The sequence below is a fragment of the Mesorhizobium sp. M0698 genome (assembly GCF_040320455.1).
Lineage (GTDB): Bacteria > Pseudomonadota > Alphaproteobacteria > Rhizobiales > Rhizobiaceae > Mesorhizobium.
In genome coordinates this window covers 40,144-56,900 of sequence record NZ_JAMYPQ010000004.1, presented here as the reverse complement: position 1 = coordinate 56,900, position 16,757 = coordinate 40,144, and the positions used below count along the sequence as shown (strand labels likewise).

Below are 16,757 nucleotides of genomic sequence, written 5' to 3'. Positions count from 1 at the left end.
AGTAATTTGTCCCTATCTCGAACAACTGAGCTTTGCGAGACTTCCCGGAAGGGGATGTCATGAAGCAGAGTGCGGTCGACGCGGTCATTCGGGGGCTTAAGCGGGCGGGAGTGAGCATCGTCTGCTACCTGCCCGATTCGCTGTTCAAGGAGCTCTACCCGGCCCTTGATGCCGATCCGGATATCCGCACGATCCGCGTCACCAACGAGGGTGAGGGCGCGGCGATCTGCGGCGGGGTCTTCCTGTCGGGCAAGCGCGCGGCGCTGGTCATGGAAAATTCCGGCTTGCGCGCCTCGGTCGAGCCGCTGGCCCGCATGGGCCTTGGAGCCGGCATCCCGGTCGTGATGCTGATGAGCTATCGCGGCGAGCTTGGCGAGAACAACTGGTGGGCAATCCCGCATGGCATCACCATGGAGCCGGTGCTGAACGCGCTGCGCGTGCCGTACCGGATCGTCACCGAGGAGGCGAAGATCGAACGCGCCATCGTCGACGCCTATTCCTGGTCCTATGCGTCCTACTACCATTCGGCCGTGGCGCTCGGCGGCGAGGTGGTGCGATGAAACGCTTCGATTGCATGAAGGCGCTTGCCGCGCGATTGAAGGATGAGCTGGTGATCCTTTCGCTCGGCGGCAGCGTTGACGAGTGGTACAACGCCGCGCCGCATATGCGCGAGGCCAGCCTGTTCCAGCAGCAGCTCGGCTGCGTCACGCCGCAGGCCTTCGGGCTCGCCGCCGGCCTGCCGCACCGCCGCGTCGTTTCGCTCGATACGGATGGCGGCCTGCTCTTCAACCTGGGCATCCTGGCCACGCTCGGAAACGAGCAGCCGAAGAACCTCTTCGTGGTGGTCTGGGACAATGAGTGCTACCAGTCGATCGGCGGTCCGCCGACCCACACGGCGCTGGGCCGTGTCGACCTTGCCGCGATCGCGCGCGGCGCCGGCATCGAGAATGCCCATACGGCGCGCACGGTGGAGGAGTTCGACGCGCATTGCGCAAGGGGGCTCGCCGTAGATGCGCCCTATGTGTTGGTCGCCAAGGTCTCGGGAACGGTCCAGCCGGACATCAAGCGCAAGCACAGTGACGGCCGCGAGGACAAGTATATCTTCGTCCGCCACGTCGAGGCGAGCGAAGGCATCGTCATCATGGGCCCGAGCGAGCACAACTGACGAAACCATGGGCGCCATCCGATCCGTCATCCCCCGACGCGCGCTCAAGTCCGGCTACGACTATATCGTGGTCGGCTCGGGTTCCGGCGGCTGCGCGGTGACGCGACGGCTGGTCGACGCCGGTGCGGACGTCCTCTTGATCGAGGCCGGTCCGGCGGGTCTTGGGGTCGCAAAGATCGACGACCCCGGCCAGTGGGTGCCGCTCGGCCGCGGCACCTATGACTGGGGCTATGACTACGCTCCGACATCGCGCGTGAACGGCCGTACCATCGGCATCCCGCGCGGCCGCGTGCTGGGCGGCTCAAGCGCCGTCAACGCGATGGTGTGGTATCGCGGCCATCCGAATGACTACGATGCCTGGGAAGCCGGCGGCGCGAAGGGCTGGAGCTTCGCCGACGTGCTGCCCTATTTCCGGCGCTGCGAGGACTGGCGGGACGGCGCAAGCGAGTTTCGCGGTGCGGGCGGTCCGCTCCGTATCGAACGGCCGGCGATGCTGCACCCGGTCGCGCAGGCGCTGATCGACGGCGCGGACGAGATCGGCATCCGGGTGATCGACGACCCTAATGGCACCAGCAACGAGGGGGCTGCTGTCGCGAATTTCAACATCTGCGACGGTAAGCGCTGGAGTTCGGCGACGGGCTATCTCGTGCCGATCCTCGATCACCCGATGCTGACGGTGCTGACCGGTTCCGCGGCCATCGGCCTGACGGTCGAAGGCAGCCGATGCGTCGCGGTCAAGCACCTCGTCGGTGGCGAAATCCGCGAAACACGCGCTCGCGAGAGCGTGGTGCTCGCGGCCGGGGCCATCGACACTCCGCGCATGCTGATGCTGTCGGGCATCGGCGATCCGGTCGAGCTGAAGCGTCTTGGCATCGCAGTCGTTTGCGCTCTGCCGGGCGTCGGCCGGAACCTTCAGGACCATCCGCTGGCGCAGGCCTGCGTCTTCCGCGCGAAACGACCGATCGGACCAATGGTGGGCAATGGCGGCGGCTCGATGGTCAACTGGAAGTCGCGGCTGGATCTGCCGCAATCCGACCTCCACGCCTTCCCGGTCCAGGGCAACAGCGCCGAACCTGCGATACGCGCGCGCTACGATGTATCCGGCGATGTCTTTTCCTTCGGTGCGGGTCTCATGCGCTCGAAGAGCGTCGGGCACTTGAAGCTGCTCGACGGCAAGCCCGGCGGGCCGCTCGAAATCCAACCGAACTTTCTGGCGGAACCGGAAGACCTCGACGCCATGGTCACTGCGGTCGAGATGGTGATGGAGATGGCGGCTGCAAAGGCGAACGCCGGTGTCTTCCGCAACTTTGCCGCACCTGACCGCCGACTGACCCGCACCGAGACAATCGCCTTCATCCGCGAGGCGTGCACGACGTTCTTCCACACCTGCGGAACCGCCAAGATGGGCGACGACGCGATGGCTGTCGACAGCCGCCTCGCCGTGCACGGGCTGGACGGCCTGCATGTTGCCGATGCCTCGGTGATCCCGACGATCCCGACCTGCAACACCCACGCGCCCGCTACGATGATCGGCGAGCGTGCCGCCGATTTCCTGCTCGCTGCAGCTTGAGGACGTCATGAACGACGGAACGCACACGGAGTACCCGCGATGACCCAAAGCCTCATCCTTGCTGCCGACACGCTGCTGACCATGGATCAAGATAATCACGTGTTGCCCGACGGCGCCGTGCTGGTGGAGGATGGTCGTATCGCCGCGGTCAGCGCACTCGCTGCATTGCGCGCCCTTCATCCGGCCGTAGCCGTGAAGAAGCTCGACAATGCGGTGCTTTTGCCCGGGCTGGTCAATGCGCATGCGCATTCCGGTCTTCTGCGCGGCACGGCGGAGCACCTGCCGGTTTGGGACTGGCTGACGCTCCATATCAATCCGATGCATCGCGTGCTGCAGCCGCACGAGGCCGAGGCGGCATCGTGGCTCTGCTACGCGGAATCCGTGCTCGGCGGCACGACCACCGTCGTCGACATGTGGCGGTTCATGGAAGGCAGCGCCAGGGCGGCCGAGGCGATCGGCAACCGCCTGGTCGCCGTGCCTTACATCGGCGAGCATCCCGACTACAACTACTTCGACACGCTCGACATGAACGAGGCGATGATCGAGGGCTGGCATCGCAAGGCGGGCGGCCGCATCAACGTCTGGGTCGGGCTGGAGCATCTGTTTTATGCCGACGAGGCCGGCCAGCGCCGGGCGATCGAACTCGCAAGGAAATACGAGACCGGCTTCCACACACATTGCAGCGAGGCCGAGATCGAGATCGCGGAATTTGAGCGGCGCTACGGCAAACGGCCGATGTTCGCGCTGGACGACCTCGGCTTCTTCGAAACGCCGCGCGCCATGATCGCCCACGCCGTCTGGCTCGATCGAGAAGAGATCGAGCTTATTTCCAAGCGCCGCGTTTCGGTGGCCCACAATCCTGTTTCCAACATGAAGCTGGCAAGCGGCATCGCGTTGGTGGCCGAGATGCTGAAGGCCGGCGTGCCTATCGGGATCGGCACCGACGGCGAGAAGGAGAACAACAATTTCGATATGTTCGAAGAGATGAAGGTGACTTCGCTGCTGGGCAAGCTGAAGGACTTCGACGCCGCCGCCATGGATAGCTGGCAGGTGCTGCGCATGGCCACCATTCTCGGCGCCAGGGCGATCGGTCTCGACCACGAGATCGGCTCGATTGAAGTCGGCAAGCGCGCCGACATCATCGCGGTCCGCACCGATACGCCGCGCATGACGCCGGTCTTCCGCGACGGACCTTATTTCAACTTCCATCACAATCTTGTCCATGCCGTGCGCGGCAGCGACGTGTCTTTGACGATGGTCGATGGCGAGATCCTGGCCGAGGACGGCGCGCTGCGCACCGGCGACCTGCGCGAGATCATCGCCGAAATCCATCGCGTCGCGCCTGGCCTGTTCGCCCGGCGCGCCGCTTTCCTTGCCCAGAATTCCGGCGGCAGCCTGCAATGGACTCAATAGGGCGGGCCTCGGTGATGAAGACGACGGACAGGGCGGCACTGGACGATTGGTACGCGGTGGAGACGGTCGCCGATCTGGATGGCGCGCCGAGCCGCACGCGGCTGCTCGGCCAGGACATCGAACTGGTCCGTGACATCACGGGTGCAATCACGGTTCGGGAGGTCCTGGACGACGGCAACCGCGGCCCCGCGCTGCCCGTCCGGCAGCGCTACGGCTGCGTCTGGACGACGCTGGGCCTGCCCGGGAAGGAAATCTTCAAGATCGCCGAGGCATCGGAACCCGACCGCCGCTACGTGCCCTGCGGCTGGGTGACGATGCGGGCGTCGGGTTTGCGTGTCGTAGAGAATTTCCTCGACATGGCGCATTTCCCCTTCGTGCATACCGACATTCTCGGTTCGGAGCCGCACACGGAAGTGCCGGCCTATCTGAGCGAGATACGTCGCGAGGTGGACGAGGTCTGGGCGACCAACTGCACGTTCTTCCAGCCGCGCATTGCCGCAACGGAAAGCTCCGGCGCGTTTGTGCATCTAACCTATCGTGTGCCGAGCCCATTCGTTGTCATGCTTTACCGTATATGTCCCGGAGCGCCCGGTCGGCTCGATGCGATCGCGCTGTTCATTCAGCCCATCGAGGAAGACCTCTGCCGCGCCCAGCCGGTCATGTATCTGGTCGACTCGGCTTCGACGCAGACGGCGTTGCTCAACTTCGAACAGGTCATCTTCCTGCAAGACCGGATCATCGTGGAGAACCAGCGGCCGCTGCGCCTTCCACTCGAGGCGCGGATGGAAATCCCGACCCGCGCCGACGGGTCCTCCATCGCCTACCGCCGCTGGCTGAAGGAAAAAGGCATCCGTTTCGGCACGACTGCGGGAGCCACATGACCGGACCGGGTCTCCAGGTGCTTCGCCCGGCCTCCGTTGCCGAGGCGCTGTCATTGGCAGGCGAGGGCGCGTCGCAACTGGTCGCCGGGGGCACGGCGCTGCAGCTCGGCTGGGCGAAGGGCCTGCCAAAGCCGCGGCGCCTCATCGACATCGGCCGTATCGCCTGCCTGAAGGGCATCCAACCGGCCGGCGACGGCTTTCGCATCGGCGCACTGACGACACTGGGTGCCTTGGAGCGTGACCGGGCGATAGGCGAGAATTTGCCTCTGCTCGCAGCCGCAGTCCGCGCCACGGCGGGACCCGCCGTCCGCAATCTCGCAACGCTGGGCGGCAACGTCGCCGGGCGGACGGGTTGCCTTCTGCCGGCCCTGCTCGCGATCGATGCGAAGCTGGAGATCGTCTCACCGGCTGGGCGCGCCGTCGTGCCGCTCGCGCAATGGTTGGCCGACGCACCGTCAGCCGGTCTCATTGAGACGGTCATCGTTCCACCGCAGCCAACTGCCGCTCGCTGGACCCATCGCAAAGTCGGCCTGCGCGCCGCATTCACCCCAAGCGTGGCCGGTGTCGCCGGGCTGGTCGAGACAGCGTATGATCGCATCACCGTCGCGCGGCTCGCGGCCGGCGGCGGCGGGCAAGCGGCCCGGCTCAGTCGCGCTGAAGCACTGCTTGTCAGCCGCCGCCTGCAGGAGATCGATTGGGCCAAGCTGCACGCCGCAATTCTCGAAGAGGCGCCGGCGATCGATGATGCATGGCGGTCCGACCGCTATCGGCGCAGTGTCGCGGCGAATGCGCTGGTCTTCGGGCTCGGCGGCAAGTTGTCCCAAGGAGCACATTCGCCGCGCCGGCGGACCGTGCCGTCCGGAAAGCCGCCTGCCGAGGTTCTTGTGTCCCGATCGGAAACCGGCGCACGCTGGTACCAGCGGCCGGACGGCGCGCCAAAAATCGCCGGCCGGCTTGAATACCTGACCGACCATCGCGAGCCCGGTATGCTGGTCGGGCGCATTCGGCGCGCCGGCATTCCCCATGCAAGGATCGTTTCCATCGATACGAGCGCGGCCGAGGCGCTGCCCGGCGTCGCGGCGGTTGTCACGCACCGCGACATTGCCGGCAGCAATGCCTTCGGCATCGTTGTGCAGGATCAGCCGGCACTGTGCTTCGACAAGGTCCGCTATTTCGGCGACGCTGTTGCTGCCGTTGCCGCTGTTGACACGAAGACTGCCGAACGCGCGCTTGCTCTCGTCAGCGTCGAATACGAGCCGCTGCCAATTGTGAGCGATCCCCAACAGGCACTCGCCGCTGGAGCCGAGCCGGTCCACGCCTCAGGCAATCTGCAGTGCAGCTTCGAGTTCACGCGTGGCGATGCCGCCGCGACTTTTGCCAAGGCAGCTCATATCGTCGAGGCTGTCTATGAAACGCCGTGCCAGATGCACGGCTTTTTGGAGACGGAGGGCGGCTACGCTTTCGTCGGTACGGATGGTACCCTGAACGTCTTTGCCGGTGGGCAGCATGGCCGCCGCGACCGCATGCAGCTCTCGCGCATCCTCGGTATGCCGCAAGAGCGGATACGGGTGGTCACCAGCCCGACTGGTGGCGCTTTCGGCGGCAAGGACGAGCTGACCGTGCAGCCGGCCCTGGCCCTGCTGGCGCTGAAGACTGGACGCGCCGTGCGGCTGCATCTCGACCGGGCGGAATCCGTCATCGCGGGCACCAAGCGCAATGCCATGCGCATCCACATGCGTACCGCCTGCGACCCCGAAGGTCGTCTGCTCGCCCAGCAGGTGGATGTGATCGCGGATGCCGGCGCCTACGCGTCGCTCGGTCCGGGCGTGCTTGAGACGGCCCTCGAACACGCCTGCGGGCCATATGTCGTTCCCAACGTCCTCAGCTCGGGCAGGCTCGCCTACACCAATAACGGCGTCTGCGGCGCGTTTCGTGGCTTCGGTGCCAACCAGATGGCCTTCGCGGTAGAGTGCCAGCTGGACCGGCTAGCCGAAGCCGCCGGCATCGACATTATCGAGATACGGCGCCGCAATTTGCGCGAGCCTGGCACGCGAGGCCATCTCGGCCAGCAGGTCGCGCCGTCCGAACGTTTGGCCGAGATGCTGCAAGCCGCCGCTGCTGACCCGATCTGGGCCAAGCCGCGTGGTCCGTCGTTCGACGGCTGTGAGACGATCGGCGTCGGGATGGCGATGAACTATCAAGGCAACGGACTAGGCACGCTGCCGCCGGACCCGGCCGGAGGCGCGTTGCGCTTGGCTGCGGATGGCATGATCGAAGCTCTCTACGGCCTGGACGAGATGGGACAGGGCCTGCTCACCTCGGTCAAGGCCGCCGTAGCCGGAGCGCTCGGCTGCGGTCGCGACGATGTCCGGCCGGTCACCGGCGATACGGCGGCGACGCCCGAATCCGGTTCCTCTACCGCCTCGCGCGGCACTCACGTGGTCTGGCGGGTCGCGGCAGTCGCCGCACCAGCTTTTGCGCGCGACCTGCTGGCCGCAGCGGGCCAACTGCTTTGCCGTGAAGCCGGGACGCTGGCGCTGGGGCCCGGCGGCATCGTCGAGCGACATTCCAACAGCGGCTCAGTGCTCATGAGTTTCGCCGAGCTTGCCGAGGCGTTGCCTCCCGACCGGCTGCCAGCTGCTGCCGTCAGCTTCGAGTTTCCGAAATCGGACTATCTGGAAGGCAATGCACGCCTGATCTTCGCCTTCGGCGCGACACTGGCGCGCGTTGCCGTGAGCCGCATCACTGGGCAGGTACGCGTGCTCGAGCTCCATCAGCACACCGCGGCCGGACCGATGCTCGATGCTGCCGCCTATCTTGGCCAGATCGAAGGCGGCGGCGTCCAGGGGCTGGGCTTCACCCTCACTGAGAACGCGGCGATGCGGGATGGCCGGTATCTTGCCGGCAACCTCGATTTCTACATGCTGCCAGGCATTGCCGACACGCCGGAAAGCCTCGCGACCTTCGCGTTGGAGGATTTGGACGAGGACGACCCGTTCGGTCCGCGCGGAGTTGGTGAGCTTGGCATTGGCGCCGTGACGCCAGCCATCGTGAACGCGATTGCGGACGCCACAGGGGCTTGGCCCGAGCTCATCCCGGTCGATCCTGAATGGGTACTCGACGCCCTGCAAAGGAGTGCAGCGTGAGTGCCGAGATCGCGATTACCTTTAACCTCAACGGCTGCCGCCAGGCGCTGGCCGTGCCCGCCGAGTTGCGCCTGATCGACCTGCTGCGCGATCATTTCGGCATGACTGCCGCCAAGATGGCTTGCGGCATCGGCCGCTGCGGCGCTTGTTCCGTGCTGATGGACGATCGCGCGGTCAATGGCTGTCTGCTCATGTCGTGGCAACTCGACCGGGCCACCATCATCACGCCGGAGGGTTTCGACGACCTTCCCGAAGCTATTGTCCTGCGCCAGGCCCTGGCGGCCGAAAACGCCTTCCAGTGCGGCTACTGCGCACCCGGCATCACTGTTGCGCTGACCGCTCTGCTGCTGGAGAATCCGGCTCCAGACGAGTCTCAGATCCGCACTGCGCTCGAAGGCAATATCTGCCGCTGTACCGGCTATCATTCCATCATCCGCGGTGCTCTCGCCGCGGTCGAGGCACTCGGTCGCGGGATGCGGACATGACGATCACCATTCGAAACGGCGAACCCAGGCACGAAGGCGTCAAGGCGTTCCTGGCCAAACCTAGAATGCAGCACCTGATCGGCGGCGGCTGGTGCGACGCCAGCGATGGCGGAACCTTGCCTGCGACCGATCCTGCGAGCGGCGGCACGCTCGCGCTGCTGGCGCAAGGCACAGCCGATGACGCCGGGCGCGCCGTTGCTGCGGCGCGTGCTGCTTTCGAGGGCGAGAGCTGGCGCGACATGACGCCGTCGGCGCGCGGCAAGCTGCTGTGGCGCATCGCCGACCTGATTGAACGCCATGCCGATGAGCTTGCAGAACTCGAGACGCTTGACCAAGGAAAGTCGCTGAAGACCTCACGCTTCGCCGAGATTCCCGCCTCGGCCGAGCAGTTCCGCTATTTTGCCGGTTTTGCCACGAAAATCCTCGGCACGACCATCCCCACCTCCATCAGCTACCAACCGGTGGGCAGCAAGATTTTCGCCTACACGGTGCGAGAGCCGATCGGTGTCGTGGCAGCCATAACGCCATGGAATTCGCCGCTGCTTATGGCCTCGATGAAGCTCGCCCCGGCGCTTGCCGCCGGCTGTACGATCGTGCTCAAGCCAGCTGAGGAAACGTCGCTCACCGCGCTCAGGCTCGGCGAACTGATGATCGAAGCCGGCTTGCCGGACGGCGTCGTCAATATCGTGACCGGTCTCGGTGAAACCGTGGGCGCAGCATTGGCTGCAGATCCCGATGTCGATAAGGTCGCCTTCACCGGCTCGACGGAAGTCGGAAAGATGATCGTCTCCGCAGCGCGCGGCAATCTGAAGAAGCTGACGCTCGAGCTGGGTGGCAAGTCGCCGGCCATCATCATGCCCGATGCAGACATGGGGCTCGCAATCCCCGGAGTGGCTCGGGGGATCTTCGCCAATGCCGGCCAGGTCTGCGTCGCCGGCTCGCGTGTCTATGCGCATCGCTCGATCTACGACCGTCTGGTGGAGGGGCTGGCGGAAGAGGCGCGAAAGCTGCGTCTCGGACACGGGCTTGACCCGGATACCGACCTTGGTCCGCTGGTCAACGGAACCCAGGCTGCGCGCGTCGCCTTCTACGTCGGCGATGGTGCCTCCAGCGGCGCCGAGATCATCGCCGGCGGCCGGCGCTTCGACAACTTCTTCGAGCCGACCGTGGTTACCGGCGTTCGCCCGGACATGCGCATGATGCGCGAGGAAATCTTCGGCCCGGTCGTTGCCGTGACACCGTTCGATGACGTCGCGGAGGCGTTAAGCCATGCGAACGACTCGCCCTACGGCCTCGCCGCAAGCGTCTGGACCCGCGACCTTTCCGCTGCGCATCGCCTTGCCGCACTTATCCGGTCGGGCACCGTCTGGATCAATTGCCATTCCTACTTCTCGCCGGAATTGCCGAAGGGCGGCCACAAGCAATCCGGTTGGGGCTATGAGAACGGCGCACCGGGCCTGGAGAACTATCTCGAGACGAAAACGGTCTGCGCGGTGATTTAGCCGCGCCTTTCCCGCGATATTCGTGGATCGGCGGCTGACAGCCCTTCCATCGGCGGACAAGGATTGATCGAAAATTGCTCGGATCCTCCTGAGGACCAGTTCCTTGGCGGCGCTGGTCCACATCGACGTTGCGCTTGACTCGTCCATATTATCCATAATAAATCATACATATTGCCATGAAAAAAGACGGCAGGTCTGGGAGGACCAATGAAAATCACGGCCATCAAGGCTCGCGTCTGCAATGCGGAAATGCGCAACTGGGTCTTCGTTCGGGTCGAAACCGACGAGCCCGGGCTGTTTGGCTGGGGTGAGGCAACGCTGGAATGGAAGACCCGAGCCGTCGTTGGGGCGCTTCAAGACCTTGAGGCCCTGCTCATCGGGCAAGATCCGCGCAACGTGGAGCAGTGCTATCAGATACTTACGCGGCACGGATTTTGGCGTCTCGGCGTCGAGGGAATGTCTGCCGTCAGCGGCATCGAGATCGCGCTCTGGGACATCCTGGGCAAATCATTGGGCGTCCCCGTCTGGCGCCTTCTGGGTGGCCAGGTTCGCGACTATCTGCGCACCTATACGCATCTCGGCCTCGGGGACATGAAGGCGGTCTATGAGACCGGATCCGCGGACGCGATCGTGGAACGCGGACGCATCGTGACGCAAGCAGGCTACGATGCGGTCAAGGTCGTCTGCATTCCCTACACCCACTACGTATCGCCCGCCAAGGCAGTCGACTCCGTTGCCAATATGGTTGGCTCACTTCGCGAGACCATAGGTCCGGACATCGACATCATGGTCGATTTCCATGGACGCCCTGCATCGGTTAACGCTGCGATGGATTACCTCAGAGCAATCGAGCCGGCCCGCATCATGTTCGCAGAAGAACCCGTGCCGCCCGAAGATGTTGCCGGACTGGCGCATATCACGGCGCGATCGGCCGTGCCGATCGCTTCCGGCGAGCGGCTGATCGGACGTCGCGAATTCACGCACTCGATCGCAGCCCGTGCCTTCAACATTGCCCAGCCTGATATCTGCCACACTGGCGGTCTGCTGGAGACAAAGAAGATCGCGGCCATGGCGGAAACGGCAGGCATCGGCCTTGCGCCGCACAACCCGCTCGGTCCGATCGCCGGTGTGGCTGCTCTTCACTTCGGCATATCGACGCCAAACGTCGTCATTCAGGAGGAGATGTCCGGTGCCGTCGCCTGGTACGACGAGGTCGTTACCTGGCCAATTCGGCGTAAACCAGGCCGCTGGGACCTGCCCGAACTGCCGGGCCTTGGCGTCACCGTCAATGAGGACGTGATCGCGCGTCACCCCTTCAAGCAGGAAGTGCTGCATGCCCGCAATGCCGTCATGCCGGACGGCACCGTGGTCGACTGGTGAATGCAATGGCAGGCCGGCTGCAAGGAAAGATCGCAATCGTCACGGGCGCCGGCCAAGGCATAGGTGCCGCCACCGCCCGGGCTTTTGCGATGCATGGGGCAAAGACCGTCATTGCCGAACTGAATGCGGCAAGCGGCAAAGCGATCGCTGACGAACTGCGTGCCGGAGGCGCCGACGTATTGTTCGTCGAGACGGATGTCACGGACGCATCCGCGGTCGCGGACATGGTCGCCCGCACGATCACGAGCTATGGCGGCGTCGACGTTCTGGTCAACAATGCCGGTGCCAACGTCTTCTACGAACCATTGATGATGCCGGATGAGGAATGGGAGCGCTGCCTCAAGCTCGACCTCCAGGCCGCGTGGTTCTGCGCCAAGGCGGTTTTGCCGACGATGCTGGCGAAGGGCTCGGGGTCCATCGTCAACATAGCGAGCTGTCACGCCTTCCAGATCATTCCCCATACGTTCCCGTATCCGGTCGCCAAGCATGCACTTTTGGGCCTGACCCGTTCGCTGGCCATCGAATATGCCGCACGCGGTATCCGGGTGAACGCGATAGCACCCGGCTACATCGAGACGCCGATCGCGGAAGCCTACTGGAACACATTCCCGAACCCCGCCGAGGAGAAGCGGCGAGCCTACGACCTCCATCCGCCCAAGCGTATTGGCCGGCCGGACGAGGTTGCAATGACGGCGGTTTTCCTCGCTTCGGACGAAGCGCCGTTCATAAATGCCGAGACGATCACCATCGATGGTGGGCGCTCGGTTCTCTACCACGACTAGCAACCAATAGAGCTCTCAGGGAGGATATTCATGAAAACCACAACAAAGGCTTTGGCGACATTTGCGGTATTGGCTGCCGGACTGATGAGTGGCGCAGCAAGCGCAGACGACATCAAGATCGGCTACATCAACAAGATGGGAGACCATCCATGGTTTGTCGCCGAAGTCGGCGGCGCCAAGAAAGCGGCTGAGGCGGCAGGGGCCGCGTTCGTGTCGCAGGACGTTCAGTTCGACGCCAATTTGACGATCACGACCTTCGATACGATGGTCGGCGATGGCGTGAAAGGCATCGCCATCGTTGTCCCCGACAAGGCGCTGGGACCGGTCATCGCGGAGAAAGCAAAGGCCGCAAAAATTCCCTTGGTGGCGGTGGACGACGATATCTACTACCAGGATGGCACCCAGGTCCCCTATGTCGGCATGAATGCTTACAATATCGGTGCGCGGGTGGGCGAAGAGCTTGCCAAGCTCTACAAGGCTGAAGGCTGGGCGGGCAAAGAGGTGCGCATCGCCTCGATCGAGGACCGCAAGGCCGATACCTGCATGCAGCGCAACAAGGGCGCGGAAGAAGCGTTCCTGAAGGCGGTGCCCGATTTCAAGCCGGGCAGCATCGTTCGCGTCCCCTACGACAATACGATGGTCAACGCCATCGATGTGATGACCACCACATTGACGGCCAATCCCAGCGTCACGAACTGGATATTCTATTCATGCAACGATGACGGCGTGCTGGGTGGTGCGCGAGCACTGGAGAATGCCGGCTATTCCGCAGACCAGGGCATGGGGATCGGCATCGACGGGAGCCGCGCCTGCGATGCCTTCGGATCCGGAAAGCCCTCGGCGTTCCGTGGTACGATGTGGCTCAATTCGGAAAATCATGGCGCGCTGGCGGTGAAGATTCTCTTGGCCTCCATCAAGGACGGAACGAAGCTTCCCGTTCAATCCTTCACTGACCCGGAATACATCACCGCCGACAATTTTGCGTCGGACTACAAAGCCAAGCTCTGCCACTGAACCAGATATGCGTCATGCGCCGCAGTGCGCATGACGCTCTTTGGGCCGGCAGTTCGTCGGCGGGCACACGGAACCGATCCTCGGGAGGAGCTTTTGATGCAATCGGATTTCTTCTCGCTCGACAGGATATCGAAGCGCTTCGGCGTCGTGCAGGCGCTCGACAATGTCTCGATTGCCTTTCGGCTAGGAGAGGTGCTTGCCCTGGTTGGCGAGAATGGCGCCGGCAAGTCGACAATGATGCGAATTCTCGAGGGCGTGTTCGCACCGGACACCGGCACCGTGCTGCATGGCTCCACGCCGATCGTTTTCAGCGAACCGCGCGACAGCCACAGAGCCGGAATACGCGTCATCCATCAGGAGCCGGAGATCGTTCCGAACCTGACCGTGGCCGAGAACATTTTCGTCGGCGAACTGCCGCGGCTGGCAGGCGTCCTGCTCGACTGGCACAGGCTCGAGGACCAGACTGATAAGGTGCTTGCGACCTTCGGCATGCAGCAGGATATGCTGCCGCGTCAACTCTGCAGCACACTCGGTCCGGCACAGCGCCAGATGATCGAAATCATGCGCGCCATACGTGCCGGCGGCCGGCTGATCGCATTCGATGAGCCGACCTCGTCACTGACCGACGACGAAGCGCGCCGTCTGTTTTCAGTAATTCGCCGGCTGCGCGGCGAGGGCACTTCGATCGTCTACATCTCTCACAGGCTGAACGAGGTCATCGACCTTGCGGATCGCATTGTCGTCTTGCGGGACGGCCGGCTGGTCGATGATTCCCCCGCTGCCGGTGCCAGCGAGCAGACCATAGCCAAGCTCATGGTGGGCCGCGACATCGCCGATCTGTTTACGCGCGAGACGTGGCAATCGGGGCAACCGTTGCTGGAGGTGACGGGCCTGACCACCGACCACGTCACCGATGTGAGCCTCAAGGTCCGCCGTGGCGAGGTGCTCGGCATTGCCGGCCTTATGGGTGCGGGTCGATCCGAACTGGCAAAGGCGATTGTCGGCTATGATAGGCGCGTCGACGGAACCATAACGATGAATGGTGTGCCCGTTGGCCCCAACAGTCCGCATGCAGCGATCGTGGCGGGCATCGGCTTTGCCCCGGAAGACCGCAAGCACGAGGCGCTGCTGTTGTTCCGAAGCATTCTTGATAACGCCTCGCTTTGCGTGCCCGACAGAACGTCGACCTTCGGCTTCTTCAACCGGCGCAAGGCACTGGAGATCGTCTCACCGCTTGCAGCAAAGATGTCGATCAAGACGCCCAACCTCGACGAACAGGTTTCGAAATTATCCGGTGGCAACCAACAGAAGGTCGTTCTCGCGCGCTGGCTTGCGCGGCAGCCGATGCTTCTCATCCTCGACGAGCCGACCCGCGGCATCGACATCGGCGCCAAGGCGGAAATCTATCGCCTGATCGACGAGCTCGCCGCCAGCGGCATCGGCATAATCCTGATTTCCTCGGAAATGCCGGAACTGATCGGGCTGGCCGACAGGGTGCTTGTTATGGCTGGAGGCCGGATCACGGCCGAACTTTCCCGCCCTGACATCGACGAGGCCACGATCCTCAGACATGCCATGCCTCAATCTGCAGCATCGCTTGGAGGACAAATTCAGTGAACAGCCTTGAGCTCAGGACAGCAACAACGCAAACCGGCAAAAGGCGCGCTTCCTTGCGCATCGCAGAGCGCATCGGCATTCACAACATAAGCCTTCTTGTTGCTCTCGCCATTCTCGTCCTCATTTTCGGCACCCTGAGAGGCGACGTGTTCTTCTCCAGCCGCAACCTGCTGAACATCGGTCTAGGCATTACCATCCTGGGCGTTCTGGCGATGAGCCAGACCGTGGTTATTGTCGCCGGAGGGCTCGATATTGCCGTCGGCGCAATTGTCGGTCTGACCACAGTATCGACGGCAATGGCCATCCAGGCCACCGGATCACCCGCCGCGGGCATTCTTGCCGGCCTGGTCCTGGGCGGTCTTGCCGGCCTCGTGAACGGCATCATCATCACCTATGGGCGGGTCAACGCTGTCATCGCGACTCTCGGTACGATGGCGATCTTCCGCGGCATCGCGTTCATCATGTCCAATGGGCAATCGATCGCGATTTTCAGCGACACTTTCCGCTTCATCGGGATCGGACGAATCCTCGGCCTGCCTCTGCTGATCTGGATTCTCTTGCTGACCGCGATCGTGTTCCATCTCTTCCTTGCCCGCTCGATCGTTGGCCGCAACATCTATGCCCTGGGCGGCAATCCCGTTGTCGCACGCTTCTCCGGCATCAACATCAACCGCTACCGCGTCGGCATCTACATCATGAGTGGAGTGGCGGCCGGATTGGCCGGGATTCTGTTGGCTGCCCGTACCGGCTCCGGGCAGCCCGTATCCGGATCCCAAGGCCTGGAACTCGAGGCCATCACAGCGGCCGTTCTTGGTGGCTGCGCCTTGCAGGGCGGCAAGGGCACGATCGTCGGCGCACTGCTGGGCGTCGCCATCATTGGCGTCCTCAACAACGGAATGATACTGACGTCCGTGCCAACCTTCTATCAGTTGCTTGCCAAGGGCTCGCTGCTGATACTTGCTGTGGTAATTGCCGAGTACCACTTGAACAGGACATGACGATGGACGCGGCGATCGCTTCGACTGGCCAAGGCAAGCAGGACATTCCTGCCGCAGATGGCACCACGTCATCGCTCAAGGATCGCATCGCACGCGATCTCGGACAGCGCATCCTCGCCGGCTCCTACGCCCAGCACTCCGTCCTGCCGACGGAAGCCGAACTTTGCGTTATCTACGGGGCAAGCCGCACCGCGCTTCGCGATGCTCTTCTGACGCTTTCGGCGAAAGGATTGATCGAGGCACGCAAGCGGGCCGGGACGCGTGTGCGCGTGTCGAGCGAATGGAACAGGCTGGATGCACAGGTTCTGGAATGGATGCGCGATATCGAGCCCGATCTCGATTTCGTCCGCGGATTGATCGAGGCGCGGCTGGTCATTGAACCCGCTGCCGCCCAACTTGCGGCCAAGATGGCGACGTCAGGCGATCTCGCAGTCATCGAAGCGGCCTATGAAGCCATGCGCATTGCTCCGCAGGACAATCTCGCTGCGTGTCTCGATGCCGACGTCAGGTTTCATACCGCCATCCTTCGTGCCAGTCGCAACCCGGTGTTCGCCAATCTCGGCAATATGCTTGCGGCCGCCCTCAGCTTCTCCTTCCGCTTGACCACATCGGCCACCGCTAATTACCAGCAGACGCTGAGCGCGCATGGCGACGTGCTGGAGGCAATCAGGATGCGGAGGGCCGACGATGCACACGATCAGATGAAGGCGCTCATCGGGATCGCGTCGAACGACCTTCTTGCAGTGGCTCGCAAAGGCCGCCATCAACAGCCGATCGCCGCTGCCAAGGCCGATACCGTCTGAA

At 63.6% G+C, this 16,757-nt stretch carries 14 protein-coding genes; all 14 read left to right on the top strand.

Annotated features, from left to right (window positions below; genetic code table 11):
* The first annotated feature begins 59 nt into the window (after positions 1-59).
* The gene (locus tag NKI16_RS10640) at positions 60-560 is read left to right on the top strand and encodes a thiamine pyrophosphate-binding protein (RefSeq protein WP_023674235.1); all 501 of its coding nucleotides are present in this window, start codon (positions 60-62) and stop codon (positions 558-560) included.
* A complete protein-coding gene (locus NKI16_RS10635; protein ID WP_352839423.1) occupies positions 557-1,165 on the top strand; it encodes a thiamine pyrophosphate-dependent enzyme in 609 nt (202 codons plus the stop codon). The genes NKI16_RS10640 and NKI16_RS10635 overlap by 4 nt, the downstream gene beginning before the upstream one ends.
* 7 nt (positions 1,166-1,172) lie before the next feature.
* On the top strand, positions 1,173-2,735 hold the full coding sequence (locus NKI16_RS10630) for a GMC family oxidoreductase (RefSeq protein ID WP_352922718.1): 1,563 nt from the start codon (positions 1,173-1,175) through the stop codon (positions 2,733-2,735).
* A gap of 39 nt (positions 2,736-2,774) precedes the next feature.
* A complete protein-coding gene (locus tag NKI16_RS10625) occupies positions 2,775-4,148 on the top strand; it encodes an amidohydrolase family protein (protein ID WP_352839417.1) in 1,374 nt (457 codons plus the stop codon).
* Between the two features lie 14 nt (positions 4,149-4,162).
* Entirely contained in the window at positions 4,163-5,029 is an 867-nt protein-coding gene (locus NKI16_RS10620) for an aromatic ring-hydroxylating dioxygenase subunit alpha (protein ID WP_352839753.1), read from the top strand.
* On the top strand, positions 5,026-8,175 hold the full coding sequence (locus tag NKI16_RS10615; protein ID WP_352839414.1) for a molybdopterin cofactor-binding domain-containing protein: 3,150 nt from the start codon (positions 5,026-5,028) through the stop codon (positions 8,173-8,175). Before NKI16_RS10620 ends, NKI16_RS10615 begins: the two co-directional genes overlap by 4 nt.
* Positions 8,172-8,660, top strand: a complete 489-nt coding sequence (locus NKI16_RS10610; protein WP_352839411.1) for a (2Fe-2S)-binding protein — start codon at positions 8,172-8,174, stop codon at positions 8,658-8,660. Before NKI16_RS10615 ends, NKI16_RS10610 begins: the two co-directional genes overlap by 4 nt.
* Positions 8,657-10,162, top strand: coding sequence for an aldehyde dehydrogenase family protein (locus tag NKI16_RS10605; protein ID WP_352839408.1), 1,506 nt, complete (start codon positions 8,657-8,659; stop codon positions 10,160-10,162). The genes NKI16_RS10610 and NKI16_RS10605 overlap by 4 nt, the downstream gene beginning before the upstream one ends.
* A gap of 207 nt (positions 10,163-10,369) precedes the next feature.
* A complete protein-coding gene (gene dgoD, locus NKI16_RS10600) occupies positions 10,370-11,542 on the top strand; it encodes a galactonate dehydratase (RefSeq protein WP_352756904.1) in 1,173 nt (390 codons plus the stop codon).
* A 5-nt stretch (positions 11,543-11,547) separates the two neighbouring features.
* Positions 11,548-12,324, top strand: coding sequence for an SDR family oxidoreductase (locus NKI16_RS10595; protein WP_352571181.1), 777 nt, complete (start codon positions 11,548-11,550; stop codon positions 12,322-12,324).
* Between the two features lie 30 nt (positions 12,325-12,354).
* The gene (locus tag NKI16_RS10590; protein WP_023674245.1) at positions 12,355-13,338 is read left to right on the top strand and encodes a substrate-binding domain-containing protein; all 984 of its coding nucleotides are present in this window, start codon (positions 12,355-12,357) and stop codon (positions 13,336-13,338) included.
* Between the two features lie 96 nt (positions 13,339-13,434).
* Entirely contained in the window at positions 13,435-14,955 is a 1,521-nt protein-coding gene (locus NKI16_RS10585; RefSeq protein WP_352678307.1) for a sugar ABC transporter ATP-binding protein, read from the top strand.
* Positions 14,952-15,953 (top strand): ABC transporter permease, encoded by a 1,002-nt coding sequence (locus NKI16_RS10580; RefSeq protein WP_352922716.1) that lies wholly within the window; start codon positions 14,952-14,954, stop codon positions 15,951-15,953. Before NKI16_RS10585 ends, NKI16_RS10580 begins: the two co-directional genes overlap by 4 nt.
* 2 nt (positions 15,954-15,955) lie before the next feature.
* Entirely contained in the window at positions 15,956-16,756 is an 801-nt protein-coding gene (locus NKI16_RS10575; RefSeq protein ID WP_352678312.1) for a FadR/GntR family transcriptional regulator, read from the top strand.
* Position 16,757 lies beyond the last annotated feature (1 nt).

Bases quoted from the DNA above. Each gene is read 5' to 3' on its own strand.
- NKI16_RS10640 (WP_023674235.1), top strand. From the start codon at position 60: ATGAAGCAGAGTGCGGTCGACGCGGTCATTCGGGGGCTTAAGCGGGCG.
- NKI16_RS10635 (WP_352839423.1), top strand. From the start codon at position 557: ATGAAACGCTTCGATTGCATGAAGGCGCTTGCCGCGCGATTGAAGGAT.
- NKI16_RS10630 (WP_352922718.1), top strand. From the start codon at position 1,173: ATGGGCGCCATCCGATCCGTCATCCCCCGACGCGCGCTCAAGTCCGGC.
- NKI16_RS10625 (WP_352839417.1), top strand. From the start codon at position 2,775: ATGACCCAAAGCCTCATCCTTGCTGCCGACACGCTGCTGACCATGGAT.
- NKI16_RS10620 (WP_352839753.1), top strand. From the start codon at position 4,163: ATGAAGACGACGGACAGGGCGGCACTGGACGATTGGTACGCGGTGGAG.
- NKI16_RS10615 (WP_352839414.1), top strand. From the start codon at position 5,026: ATGACCGGACCGGGTCTCCAGGTGCTTCGCCCGGCCTCCGTTGCCGAG.
- NKI16_RS10605 (WP_352839408.1), top strand. From the start codon at position 8,657: ATGACGATCACCATTCGAAACGGCGAACCCAGGCACGAAGGCGTCAAG.
- dgoD (WP_352756904.1), top strand. From the start codon at position 10,370: ATGAAAATCACGGCCATCAAGGCTCGCGTCTGCAATGCGGAAATGCGC.
- NKI16_RS10595 (WP_352571181.1), top strand. From the start codon at position 11,548: ATGGCAGGCCGGCTGCAAGGAAAGATCGCAATCGTCACGGGCGCCGGC.
- NKI16_RS10590 (WP_023674245.1), top strand. From the start codon at position 12,355: ATGAAAACCACAACAAAGGCTTTGGCGACATTTGCGGTATTGGCTGCC.
- NKI16_RS10585 (WP_352678307.1), top strand. From the start codon at position 13,435: ATGCAATCGGATTTCTTCTCGCTCGACAGGATATCGAAGCGCTTCGGC.
- NKI16_RS10575 (WP_352678312.1), top strand. From the start codon at position 15,956: ATGGACGCGGCGATCGCTTCGACTGGCCAAGGCAAGCAGGACATTCCT.